This is a genomic window from Lysinibacillus sphaericus, from assembly GCF_002982115.1.
GTDB classification, from domain to species: domain Bacteria; phylum Bacillota; class Bacilli; order Bacillales_A; family Planococcaceae; genus Lysinibacillus; species Lysinibacillus sphaericus.
The window spans coordinates 1,049,319-1,061,895 of record NZ_CP019980.1; the positions used below are offsets into that span (position 1 = coordinate 1,049,319).

Below are 12,577 nucleotides of genomic sequence, written 5' to 3' on the forward strand. Positions count from 1 at the left end.
AAGACAATTGAAATTGAAAGATTTAACACAATCTTTTAATGATTATATTAAAAAAGGGAAATTACACTTATTCTGTTAGTAATTTGAGAGTTGGGTCTTGTAAGATGTATATGAGGTGGAAATTTATGATAAAGAAAGGGATTAGCTGGATACTAATTCTACTGGCCATTACAATGTTAGCCGGTTTAACATTTAACGATCAAGATACGAGCAATACAGATCTGCAAGCAAAAGATGGCATATTAGATCTAACGGGTATTTCTAAAAATGAAAAAGTAGTTGCCTTGTCAGGTGAATGGAAGTTTGTTGGAAATGAATATGTAAAGCCAACCGATATTCTGCAAAATGCAAAGGTGGAAATTGTGCCGGGGCCTTGGAAAGAAAACGTCCAATATGGTACTTATCAGCTTCAAGTTACATTGCCTGCCCATTTCGATAAACTAGGCATCCGTGTAAGAAATATTTGGTCTGCACATCGCCTCTTTATCAACGGAGAAGAGTTTGCTTCTTACGGAACGCTTGGAACGCAAAAGGAAGGGGCAGTACCGAGTAATCCAGTGTATGAAATCTATTTTAAGCCTAAAACAAAATCACTGACCATTACATTGCAAGTAGCAGATTTCTATAATGCACGGCATGGCGTCATTTTTCCAATTGATCTTGGTGATGCAGAAACGATTGCTCACGATGTTGTAAAGGATGTTAATTTAGAGAAAACGACAATCATTATCTTATTTATTTTTTCGATTTTTCATTTTAGCTTGTACTTATTAAGGACGAAAGATCGAGCTTTTTTCTACAGTGCTCTGTACTTTTTTACATTGGCATTATTAGTATCTACAAGGGGTGAACGGACGCTTATTCGGGAGTACCCTGCCATCTCCTTCGAATGGTACTTTCGATTACAAGATTTTATTACGTATATCAATGCCGTTACGTTATTCTTTTTCTTTGTCTATACTGTTGAAACGCTAGTGAAGCGTCGAACAGCTATTACGTTGGCGATGCCGCTAATCTTATACGGAGTAGGAACGCTACTCTTTCCTGCAAGGTCATTATCATTTTTACAATATTTCTTCTTTGGATACATAAATGTTTTGGCTTTAATAATAATTGGGAGATTGGTCCACTTACTTATCACTAAAAGTACGAAAATACCTAGAAATGAACTAATGATTTTAAGTGCCTCGATGTTTTCACTACTTATCTTTTCGATAAGTGGCACAGTCGATCAGCTTTTTTTCTCTGGCAAAAATGTTCTTAATCGCGGTGGATTACTATTTTTTATTCTAGGTATGAACGTCTTTCTCGCAATGCGTCTTATTAATCGAACGACGGAAGCGGAAGTTTTTAGCGAAAGATTGGAAAAGGCTACAATAGGTAAAGATTCTTTTTTAGAAGTTACAACAAAAGAACTCGAACAACCTCTTTATCATGCACTGAACGTCACAAAATCATTATCAGCACATCGAACTTTAATAGAGCATCAATTACTTGAGCAACAACTTGAACGTTTACTATATTTAGTAAATGACTTAAAGGATTTTACAAGAATCCGTTTCCAAGATTTTCACATTGAAGTTCATCCGGTAAATGTGCAAATGATTTTTCAGCATGTCGTTAAAATGCATGAACGCACGATGGAAAAAGCAAATATCCGATTTTATACGCATGCAGATAGTCAATTGCTAATACAAGCAGATGAGCAAAGAATTAGTCAAATAGTTTATCGTGTGGTGGAAACAGCCATTGCTCACGCGGTCAATGGAGAAGTCGTTCTAACAATTATGCATCTTGATGCAGATGTAAGAATAGTCGTTGAAGGAACTGGACCTGACGTTATCAAGCAAATCGCTGCAGACGAAACGGGCCAATCAATCGGAAAAGCAATAATTGAACAAATGGGTGGCAGCTATTCGGTAGATATTTTACATAATGGCATAAGGTTTTTAATCACATTGCCTTTTGGGGGATATGAGAAAAAACAACACAATAAAACCGATTATGTTCTGCCGTTACCCCTTCCAACACTAAATGATAATTTACCAAATTTATTGATTGTGGAGGATGATGTTATACATGCAGAAGTATTGCGAAGTTTGCTTCAGAATCATTACGCAATATCTTTAGCGCATAGTGCTGAAGAAGCGCTTTACACTATTCAGCATAAAAAACCGGATTATTTATTAATCGACGAAGTGATGCCGGTGATGGATGGCTTAGTGTTAACCAAACAAATAAGAACTCAATATAGCTATATTGATTTACCGATTATCATGCTAGTAGCTAATGAATATCCTACGAATATTTCACTTGTACTTGAATCAGGCGCTAACGATTACATTCGAAAGCCTGCATCCAAGGAATCATTATTGGCACGACTCTCTGCTATTTCTTTAACGAAAGAAGCGATGACGAATGCTATTGAGCATGAAATGAACTTTTTACAAGCGCAGATTAAGCCACACTTTTTATATAATGCACTTAGTAGTATTATTTCCTTCTGTTATACAGATGGAGAACGTGCAGGCCATTTATTAACCATGTTGTCTACGTATTTACGATATATTTTTGATTCTGGAAAAGAAGGACATCGAGCAACGCTTGAAAAAGAACTAGAAATCATTCAGGCTTATGTTGAAGTTGAACAAGCTCGTTTTGGTAGTAGATTAAGCGTTGTAATTGAAATTGATGAATCAATTGATACAGCAAAAGTTGAGGTGCCTAGCCTGCTTATACAGCCTCTTGTCGAAAATGCGATTCGTCATGGAATTTTTGAAAAAGAAGGAAATGGCTGTGTAATTGTGAAAATAGAAAAAGAAGAAAATTTCCTTGTAGTTCAAATTATCGACGATGGCGTTGGGATGACGGCAGAACAAGTAGCCGCTTTAACAATGGGGAAAAATATCAGTTCTAATGGAATTGGTTTTACGAACGTATTACGCCGTGTTAAAGAGTTACCAAAAGCTTCGCTCATGATTCAATCTAAATTGGATGAAGGAACTACAATGATTTTAAAACAACCTTTAAAGGAGCATGCCAATGTGGAAAATTATTATGGTAGAAGATGAAGAACCTATTCTAAACTTGCATAAGCGTTTACTGGAGAAGAGTGGTCTTTTTAAGGTTATTGCATCTTATACTTCGCCCATAGAAGCAGCTAAAGAGCTTTCAACAATTCAGGCAGATGCGATTCTGTTGGATATCGAAATGCCTAAAATAAATGGCTTAGAGCTTGCGTTAAAGCTAGTAGAGGAAGGAATTGATGTACCAATCATTTTTTCGACAGCTTATACGAAGTATGCAGTAGATGCTTTCCGCGTACAGGCGCTTGATTATGTCTTAAAACCGATGACACCGAATACGGTACTGCAATTAGATGAACGACTTGCAAAATATTATGGTCGTCAGAAACAACACAATATTGCCAAGCTTGAAGTTCGCCTTCGAGGTGAAGCAGGAACTCGTATGAACGGTCAAGCGATTAAATGGCGCACAAAGGTAACAGAAGAACTGTTTTACTATTTGCTGTTGAATGAAGGAGTAGTCGTTTCTAAATATCGTATTTTAGATGATATTTGGCCAAATCTTGATGAGCGAAAGGCACTAGCGAATCTTTATAATACGATTTATCGCTTGCGCCAGCTATTTAATGAATTAGAAGTGCCAATTCAAATTGAACGTATCAATGATGGCTATGAGTTAAAAACAAATAATGCCGTTGTGGTGCAAATGCCTAATGAGCCTGATTCATTCCTTCTTGAATCAAAGGGCTATTTATGGGCTTATAAAATAAGCTGAATTATATTTTTAAAAAATAGTAAAGAAGAGAGCTTAAGACAAAAGCGTTAGATTGACCTGCTAGCAATCTAACGCTTTTTTGCTATGTTGCTAATGTCCGTTACAACGGCTATGCGCATGCACTAAGAATGCACCCCGTTATATGCCACGCTTTGTTGCATCTTCATTTCTAAGTTGTTCCTACTATAGCTATGTCCTTTGCTACAACTCGTATGCTCTTTACATTGGTAAAATAATTGCAAAGGAAGGAATCACTAGGTTTTCCATTCATTGAACCTAGCTAAAAGTTACGAACAGGTTTATTCTTGTTTTTTATATTTACATACAAAGTTTTATGGAGACTTCTGCTGAAAGCAATTTAAATTTTCATCATACAGTAAAAAAGTGTAAATCTGCTTGACGTGTTTATTATGCTAGTACTCTATAATTTTATTTCTTGAAGTGATTCCATTCGAATGAAATAGGATATAGTATAGATAGGGTTGTTTGTGCGTATTTGTCACAAAACCGTTACAATTAACGCTCTATGCGAGGTTTCCACTATGTAGCTAGATGAAATCTATTCTCAATTAGAGATATTTCATTGAAAATAAACTTTGTTGATTCTCATTGTCAGTTTCGATTTCCAATAATCTGAAAATGCTTACAAAGTCTTTATATTTCACGATTTCATCATTGAAAAGTGAAAGTGGTCAAAATGGTTTGCATAGAGAACGATTTTCAGTTAAGATTAGAATGATAATAATTAAGGAATGGTTGCCCATTCATAGAACACATTATGGAGGTATTTTCATGTCAACTTTAGTAATTAAAGATCTTCACGTTGAAATCGACGGGAAAGAGATTTTAAAAGGCGTAAACCTTACAATTAATACAAATGAAATCCATGCAATTATGGGACCAAACGGAACTGGTAAATCAACACTAGCTTCTGCAATTATGGGACACCCTAAATATGAAGTTACTTCTGGTACAGTTGAACTTGATGGTGAAAACGTACTTGAAATGGAAGTTGATGAGCGTGCACAAGCAGGTTTATTCCTTGCGATGCAATACCCATCAGAAATCGCTGGTGTGACGAACGCTGATTTCTTACGTTCAGCTATTAATGCACGTCGTGAAGAAGGCGACGAAATTTCACTAATGAAATTTATTCGTGAATTAGATAAAAATATGGAATTCCTTGAAATGCATGAAGACATGGCGCAACGTTATTTAAATGAAGGTTTCTCTGGCGGTGAGAAAAAACGTAACGAGATTCTTCAATTAATGATGATTAAACCAACTTTTGCTATTTTAGATGAAATTGACTCTGGTCTTGATATTGATGCACTTAAAGTTGTGTCAAAAGGTATCAATGCAATGCGTGGCGAAGGCTTCGGATGCTTAATGATTACGCACTATCAACGTCTACTAAACTACATCACACCAGATCACGTACACGTAATGATGCAAGGTCGTGTTGTAAAATCAGGCGGCGAAGAATTAGCACAACGTTTAGAAGCAGAAGGTTACGATTGGATTAAAAAAGAACTAGGAATCGAAGAAGAAACAGAAGAACAAGAAGCATAAGAAGGAGGACGAACTAGCATGACAGTGGAACTTAACTTGCCTGTAACAGTACAGGACGTGCGCTCGTTCTCAGAAGCGAATGGTGAGCCAACTTGGTTTGCAGAGCTTCGTACGGCAGCACTAGACAAAGCAGCTGGTTTAGATATGCCAAAACCAGATAGAACAAATATTACAAAATGGGATTTCATGAATTTCCCAACTCACACAGTTGTCAGTGAAGAATTAACTTCATTAGATGAATTACCAGAAGAGGCAAGAGGGTTAATTAATCTTGAGTCTCAAGAAAACTTATATATTCAGCGTAACAACACACCAGCGTTTATTAAAACGTCACAGGAGCTTGCTGACAAAGGCGTTATTTTTACAGATATGTTAACAGCTGTACGTGAACATGGTGAGCTTGTACAAAAGTATTTCATGACTGAAGCAGTAAAAGTCGATGAACATAAATTAACTGCACTTCATGCAGCACTTGTAAATGGTGGCGTATTTGTTTACGTACCGAAAAATGTCGTTATTGAGCAACCGTTACAAGTAGTATTTTTAAATGATAATGCCGAAGCTTCTCTATATAACCATGTATTAGTTGTTGCTGAAGCCAATGCAGCTGTCACATACGTAGAAACATATATTTCTACAGTTGAAGAAGCGAAAGGTCAGGCAAATATTATTTCCGAAGTCATTGTACAAGATAACGCGCAAGTAATTTACGGTGCGGTTGATGTACTGGCTAAAGGTTATACTACTTATGTAAATCGTCGTGCTCGTTTAGCGCGTGATGCAAAAGTAGACTGGGCACTAGGTTTAATGAATGATTCAGATACAATCTCTGAAAACATTACACACCTTATCGGTGATGGTTCTCATGCAGATACAAAAACAGTTGTAGTTGGTCGCGGAGAGCAAAAGCTAAACTTTACTACAGAAGTTCGTCACTGGGGTAAAAACTCAAATGGTCACATCTTGAAACACGGTGTGATGAAAGATGCAGCACAGTCAATCTTTAATGGTATTGGTTACATTGAACACGGTGCTACAAAAGCGGATGCACAGCAAGAATCACGTGTGCTAATGCTTTCTGAAAAAGCACGTGGCGATGCGAACCCAATTCTTTTAATTGACGAAGATGATGTAACAGCAGGACACGCAGCATCTGTAGGACGAGTAGATCCACTACAACTTTATTACTTAATGAGTCGTGGTATCTCGAAAGCAGAAGCAGAGCGCCTTGTTATCCATGGATTCCTTGCGCCAGTTGTTACGCAATTACCAATTGAGGGCGTTCAAAAGCAACTGACGGAGGTTATTGAAAGGAAAGTTCGCTAATGATCAATAAAGACATTAAAAGCTATTTCCCAATATTAAATCAACAAGTAAATGGTCACCCGCTTGTTTATCTTGATAGTGCAGCAACATCTCAAAAGCCTATTCAAGTAATTGAAGCAATTAAGCATTACTATGAATTTGATAACTCAAATGTTCACCGAGGTGTGCATACATTGGGGAATCGTGCGACTGACAAATACGAGGGTGCTCGTGAAAAGGTTCGCAATTTCATTAATGCGAAAACGACAGAAGAAATTATTTTCACTCGCGGTACAACAACTGCGTTAAATACAGTAGCTTCTAGTTATGGTCGTGCAAATGTTGAGCAAGGTGATGAAATTGTCATCACACATATGGAACACCATTCTAATATTATACCTTGGCAACAGCTTGCAAAAGAAAAAAATGCAACATTAAAGTACATTGACCTTGAGGCAGATGGAACGCTTGACCTTGAAAAGGTTCGAGCAACAATTACGCCTAAAACAAAAATCGTGTCTGTATCCATGGCATCAAATGTTCTCGGTACGATTAATCCGATTAAAGAAATTGCTAAAATTGCACATGCCAATGGTGCAGTTATGGTAGCGGATGGTGCACAAGCAGCACCGCATATGAAAATGGATGTGCAAGACCTAGATGTCGATTTCTTAGGATTTTCAGGACATAAAATGTGCGGACCGACTGGAATAGGTGTACTATATGGTAAAAAAGAGCACCTTGAAAAGATGGAGCCAATTGAATTTGGTGGCGAAATGATCGACTTTGTTGGATTACATGATTCAACGTGGAAAGAATTGCCGTGGAAATTTGAAGGTGGTACACCTATTATTGCAGGAGCAATTGGTTTAGGAGCTGCTATCGATTTCTTAACTGAAGTAGGGTTAGACAATATCGCAAAGCATGAACATGCGCTTGTAGGCTATGCGATGGATCAGCTTGAAACAATTGACGGACTTAAAATTTTTGGCCCACGCGATCCTATGAAGCGTTGTGGACTTGTTACATTTAACTTAGATGATGTACATCCGCATGATGTTGCAACTGTTCTTGACATGAATGGCATCGCTGTTCGTGCCGGACATCATTGTGCGCAGCCACTAATGAAATGTCTCCAACAAGTAGCGACAGCGCGTGCAAGCTTTTATCTGTACAATACGGAGGAAGATATTGACCGCTTAGTTGCTGGGTTGCGTTCAGCGAAGGAGTATTTTGGCGATGTCTTTTAATAATTTAGATCAACTATACCGTTCAGTAATCATGGATCATTATAAAAATCCTCGTAACAAAGGATCTTTAGAAACAGATGCTGTCACAATTGATATGAACAATCCGACTTGTGGTGACCGTATTCACTTAACACTTAAAGTGAATGATGGTGTTGTAGAAGATGCGAAATTTGACGGTGAAGGCTGTTCAATTTCGATGTCTTCTGCATCGATGATGACTCAAATCATTAAAGGGAAAAAAGTAGCAGAAGCATTAGAACTTGCTGATATTTTCTCAAAAATGATGATGGGTGAAGAATATAGCGATAAATACGACCTAGAGGATGTCGAAGCACTGCAAGGTGTTTCGCAATTCCCTGCACGCATAAAATGTGCGACATTGGCTTGGAAAGCAATGGAAAAAGGCGTAAAAGAATAATAATTCGTGAACGGAGGAGAAATAATGGCTAAAAAAATGCCGGATATTGGCGATTACAAATACGGATTCCATGACAAGGACGTATCAATTTTCCGTTCAAAACGTGGTTTGACTGAAGAAATCGTCCGTGAAATTTCAAATATGAAGCAAGAGCCAGAGTGGATGCTTGAATACCGCTTAAAAGCGCTTGAAACTTTCTATACAAAACCGATGCCACAATGGGGTGGCGACCTTGGCGATTTAGATTTCGATGAGATTACGTACTACGTAAAACCATCTGAAGCTACGCAAAAATCTTGGGATGAAGTACCTGAAGAAATTAAAGCAACGTTTGATAAATTAGGTATTCCTGAAGCAGAGCAAAAATATCTTGCTGGTGTATCAGCTCAGTACGAATCTGAGGTAGTATACCACAACATGAAACAAGATCTTGAAGACCTTGGTATTGTGTTTAAAGATACTGATTCAGCTTTACGTGAAAACGAAGAGATTTTCAAAAAATATTGGGGCAAAGTAATCCCATACACTGATAACAAATTTGCTGCATTAAATTCAGCAGTTTGGTCAGGTGGTTCATTTATCTACGTGCCACCAGGTGTAAAAGTGGAAACGCCTTTACAAGCATACTTCCGTATTAACTCTGAAAACATGGGGCAATTTGAGCGTACGTTAATTATCGTTGATGAAGGCGCACACGTGCATTATGTTGAAGGATGTACTGCTCCAGTTTATACTACAAACTCTTTACACTCTGCAGTTGTAGAGATTATCGTCGAAAAAAATGCTTACTGCCGTTATACAACGATTCAAAACTGGGCAAATAATGTTTACAACTTAGTAACTAAACGTACAGTTGTTGAAGAAAACGGTACGATGGAATGGATTGACGGTAATATTGGTTCAAAATTAACGATGAAATACCCAGCTTGTATCCTAAAAGGTGAAGGCGCTCGTGGTATGACATTATCAATTGCATTAGCTGGTAAAGGACAACACCAACATGCTGGGGCAAAAATGATTCATATGGCACCGAATACATCTTCTACAATCGTTTCTAAATCGATTGCCAAACAAGGTGGTAAAGTAACCTATATGGGTCAAGTTCGTTTCGGTCCTAAAGCAAGTGGTGCACGTGCTAACATTGAATGTGACACGTTAATCATGGATAATCAATCTACTTCGGATACAATTCCATACAACGAAATCTTAAATGATAATGTTTCTTTAGAACATGAAGCGAAAGTTTCAAAAGTGTCAGAAGAGCAACTATTCTACTTAATGTCTCGTGGTATTTCTGAAGAAGAAGCAACAGAAATGATCGTAATGGGCTTTATCGAACCATTTACGAAAGAATTACCAATGGAATACGCAGTAGAAATGAACCGTCTTATCAAGTTCGAGATGGAAGGTAGTATCGGGTAAACATCCGGTAAACCTTTCTACATCAGCGTTTCTGTATGGTATGTGTAAGGTGAAATGTGTGAAATACCTACAAATCATCTACAAATTATAAAATTATATGTTTTTTATAGAGATCGAGTGCATTGCGCTCGATCTTTTTTATTTATATATAATTAATTGTTGTATAGCGATTTATGACAATACAAGTCTTATCTTTAGCTTGGAAGATGCATCCGAGAAATAGAAAGCTACATTTATGCTGTAGTAGGATAGAGGGAAAAGAACATAGCGAGGTTTATGATGAATCTGTTACCTAGGTTGAATAGACCAACAAATTAGATAAGACACTCGAGGGAAATGGATCGTAAAAGACTATAAAAATTATTATTACTATAACCGAATCCAAACAAAACTAAAAACAACCAGTAGCCGGTTCAATACCGACAACTGGTTGAGTGATGCTATTTTAATTGTTGTCCTATATACCAGGTTTAGTCCCATTTTATGCTATCGACCTTTTCTAAATTAATTACAAAACAATGGTTTGTGAACATTGTTTATGTGTTTTTTATATAAATTTTCTCCCAGAACTTGTTATACAAAAAATCTAAATATTTTAAGCGATCCTGCAGCCCTTGTTTAAGATATAATCGTATCATCGTAGGTCTGTATTTCCCTAACGCTACAAATCTAATTTATATTTAAGAGGGGCTGTCTCATCCTAATTTTATTTTATTCTAATGAAGATCATTTATAGAGGATTACTATACATCCTGCCAGTAAATGTAGCTATATATTCCCCTTTAATATACTCATGTTTTACATATTTTAAAACACCCCTCATTACGCCGTAAACTTCATGATAATACTCATAGGGTACTTCCTTAGGAATTAATGAAGGTGTAGGAAAAGTCAAAGTGATTGTTTGAATATGATCATAAACCCAAAATGGTGATACATCAGTTTGTGTTTCTTGTATCAAGGGTATAGTTGTTTCTCTTGCCTGAACAGTTGGATTAGAAAAAGGTAAAATAAATGAAGCAACACCTACCATCAATAAACCTTTATTAAAAAAGTTATTCATATATAACACTCCTTTTTTAATAATTAATTTTACCTGTGAAAGTTGCTCTCCAAGTATATTGAAGCTTTTCTACTTCTCCAGTTCTTTTTAGTTTGCCATGATACCATTTACCATCAATATACTCTTCGTAATAAATTGAATCTGGTACTGCAGCAGCAGAAGTATATTCTTTTTTTACAGTTTTAGTTATTGCAGTCCAAGGCCATCCATAAGTTGTAACCTCATCTTTATTTATTTGGTATATTTTACCGCTCGTATCACCAACCTTTTCTTTTGTATAATCTTCACTTACCTCATCTGTCGTCAATGCTTGTGGCTGAATAACAATTGAACCAAACGAAACAACCAAAATCAAAGCTACTATGAAATAAATGATTTTTTTTTGCACTTCCCTTGCCCCTTTCCTTTCATTTTTTAGAATGTTTGGTTAAAAATCGATTCTATTATATAATAAAAATGAGAATATTGCAAAAATTAAAATATTAATGTCGAAAGCTATTAAAGATTTTCAACGTGATTGGTAATCATAGAACTACAATGTATGTTTATATTAAAACAAATGTTATACGTCGTAGGAAAAGCACTTTTCTTTATGAGCATCCGACAGCTATACAAGTATTAGTAGCTATTGTTGAATCATTATAAAATGATACCGAAAACTGTGATATTATCAAATTAAGTTATCTAAAAGGGATGTATAGAAATACTTGTTATTCTAGCCCTTTTTGCCGGCTTGTTCACGAACACAGTTAATTGATGAAGTTGTATGGCAAGGGAATATGCATGTATTATATAGTAGAAAGCGGGATTAAATAGTTTTATATCCCTTCCAATTACGCTTCCTTTAGAATGAATTATCAAACGTATTCGAGCGATTTCAATTGATTTATGGGTAAAGTGTATGAAAAGTTATAGTATAGTTGCTTGTTATGTTGTATTTCTTTCTATTCAACTGTATATGATGGAAAGTTCCATAGACTAATTTTGAAAAATACATGCGACTAGAGCTATTTTAGCTTTAGTCGCTTTTTATTTGTATTTTTTGAAAACCCCTTGCTATGCGAGGGGTTCTAAAGAGCTTCTAGCTATGGACAAGAAAAAATCCCCAGCCGTACAATAAATTCAGGTCTGGTCAACCGACTTCGTACGAAAGGGGATCCAAATGGATAATAAAAGTTTAGCACACACAACATGGAATTGTAAGTATCACATCGTCTTTGCGCCAAAATATAGAAGGCAGATTATTTATGGACAAATTAAAGTAGATGTAGGTAGAATTCTTCGCCAGTTATGTGAAAGAAAAGGAGTAGAAATTATAGAAGCAACAGCCTGTCCTGATCATATTCATATGTTGGTAAGTATTCCACCAAAATTAAGTGTTTCATCGTTTGTGGGTTATTTGAAAGGGAAAAGTAGTTTAATGATATTCGACCGACATGCGAACCTGAAATACAAATATGGAAACAGGAAGTTTTGGTGTCGCGGATATTATGTAGATACAGTAGGAAGAAACAGAAAAATCATTCAGGAATATATAAAAAATCAATTACAAGAGGATATTCTTGAGGATCAAATGAGCATGAAAGAATTCATTGATCCATTTACAGGAGAAGAAATAAAAGCAAAAAAGCGAAAATGATAAAACCACTTTAGTGGTAGCGTGAAAACGGAGTGCGGTTGGCGGACCTTTCAGTGTGTCTTTAGACATGGGCCAGTACCCCAGCGTTTCACGCGTAGAGCAAACCA

Annotated in this window: 10 protein-coding genes; 8 read left to right on the plus strand and 2 right to left on the minus strand. The window is 36.5% G+C overall.

All coding sequences use genetic code 11. The features are described 5' to 3' along the window. Positions 1–125: 125 nt before the first annotated feature. The 7 genes from LS41612_RS05180 (at position 126) to sufB (ending at position 9,768) form a co-directional block, all read left to right on the plus strand. Positions 126–3,071 (plus strand): histidine kinase, encoded by a 2,946-nt coding sequence (locus LS41612_RS05180; protein WP_024362712.1) that lies wholly within the window; start codon positions 126–128, stop codon positions 3,069–3,071. Then, complete coding sequence (locus LS41612_RS05185) at positions 3,043–3,801, plus strand: response regulator (RefSeq protein WP_024362713.1); 759 nt, start codon at positions 3,043–3,045, stop codon at positions 3,799–3,801. Before LS41612_RS05180 ends, LS41612_RS05185 begins: the two co-directional genes overlap by 29 nt. Before the next feature lie 792 nt (positions 3,802–4,593). Continuing rightward, positions 4,594–5,373, plus strand: a complete 780-nt coding sequence (sufC, locus tag LS41612_RS05190; protein WP_024362714.1) for a Fe-S cluster assembly ATPase SufC — start codon at positions 4,594–4,596, stop codon at positions 5,371–5,373. 18 nt (positions 5,374–5,391) lie between these two features. Next, positions 5,392–6,699, plus strand: coding sequence for a Fe-S cluster assembly protein SufD (gene sufD / locus LS41612_RS05195; protein ID WP_024362715.1), 1,308 nt, complete (start codon positions 5,392–5,394; stop codon positions 6,697–6,699). Then, positions 6,699–7,928, plus strand: a complete 1,230-nt coding sequence (locus LS41612_RS05200; RefSeq protein ID WP_024362716.1) for a cysteine desulfurase — start codon at positions 6,699–6,701, stop codon at positions 7,926–7,928. Before sufD ends, LS41612_RS05200 begins: the two co-directional genes overlap by 1 nt. Further along, entirely contained in the window at positions 7,918–8,346 is a 429-nt protein-coding gene (gene sufU / locus LS41612_RS05205) for a Fe-S cluster assembly sulfur transfer protein SufU (RefSeq protein ID WP_024362717.1), read from the plus strand. Before LS41612_RS05200 ends, sufU begins: the two co-directional genes overlap by 11 nt. A gap of 24 nt (positions 8,347–8,370) precedes the next feature. Next, on the plus strand, positions 8,371–9,768 hold the full coding sequence (gene sufB / locus LS41612_RS05210) for a Fe-S cluster assembly protein SufB (protein WP_024362718.1): 1,398 nt from the start codon (positions 8,371–8,373) through the stop codon (positions 9,766–9,768). 730 nt (positions 9,769–10,498) lie between these two features. Here the strand turns inward: sufB and LS41612_RS05215 are convergent. Together LS41612_RS05215 and LS41612_RS05220 are read right to left on the minus strand one after the other, a co-directional pair. After that, positions 10,499–10,831, minus strand: coding sequence for a hypothetical protein (locus LS41612_RS05215; protein ID WP_024362719.1), 333 nt, complete (start codon positions 10,829–10,831; stop codon positions 10,499–10,501). A 16-nt stretch (positions 10,832–10,847) separates the two neighbouring features. Next, positions 10,848–11,219 (minus strand): hypothetical protein, encoded by a 372-nt coding sequence (locus LS41612_RS05220; protein WP_024362720.1) that lies wholly within the window; start codon positions 11,217–11,219, stop codon positions 10,848–10,850. A 774-nt stretch (positions 11,220–11,993) separates the two neighbouring features. On the opposite strand from LS41612_RS05220, the gene tnpA reads away from it, so the two are divergent. Further along, positions 11,994–12,470: an IS200/IS605 family transposase gene (gene tnpA, locus LS41612_RS05225; RefSeq protein WP_024364892.1), complete on the plus strand. Its 477-nt coding sequence runs from the start codon at positions 11,994–11,996 to the stop codon at positions 12,468–12,470. Positions 12,471–12,577: the final 107 nt, after the last annotated feature.

What these genes read in the sequence shown, in the direction of transcription:
- LS41612_RS05200 (WP_024362716.1), top strand. Translation starts at nt 6,699, where the DNA reads ATGATCAATAAAGACATTAAAAGCTATTTCCCAATATTAAATCAACAA.
- tnpA (WP_024364892.1), top strand. Translation starts at nt 11,994, where the DNA reads ATGGATAATAAAAGTTTAGCACACACAACATGGAATTGTAAGTATCAC.
- LS41612_RS05185 (WP_024362713.1), top strand. Translation starts at nt 3,043, where the DNA reads ATGTGGAAAATTATTATGGTAGAAGATGAAGAACCTATTCTAAACTTG.
- sufC (WP_024362714.1), top strand. Translation starts at nt 4,594, where the DNA reads ATGTCAACTTTAGTAATTAAAGATCTTCACGTTGAAATCGACGGGAAA.
- sufB (WP_024362718.1), top strand. Translation starts at nt 8,371, where the DNA reads ATGGCTAAAAAAATGCCGGATATTGGCGATTACAAATACGGATTCCAT.
- sufD (WP_024362715.1), top strand. Translation starts at nt 5,392, where the DNA reads ATGACAGTGGAACTTAACTTGCCTGTAACAGTACAGGACGTGCGCTCG.
- sufU (WP_024362717.1), top strand. Translation starts at nt 7,918, where the DNA reads ATGTCTTTTAATAATTTAGATCAACTATACCGTTCAGTAATCATGGAT.
- LS41612_RS05215 (WP_024362719.1), bottom strand. Translation starts at nt 10,831, where the DNA reads ATGAATAACTTTTTTAATAAAGGTTTATTGATGGTAGGTGTTGCTTCA.
- LS41612_RS05180 (WP_024362712.1), top strand. Translation starts at nt 126, where the DNA reads ATGATAAAGAAAGGGATTAGCTGGATACTAATTCTACTGGCCATTACA.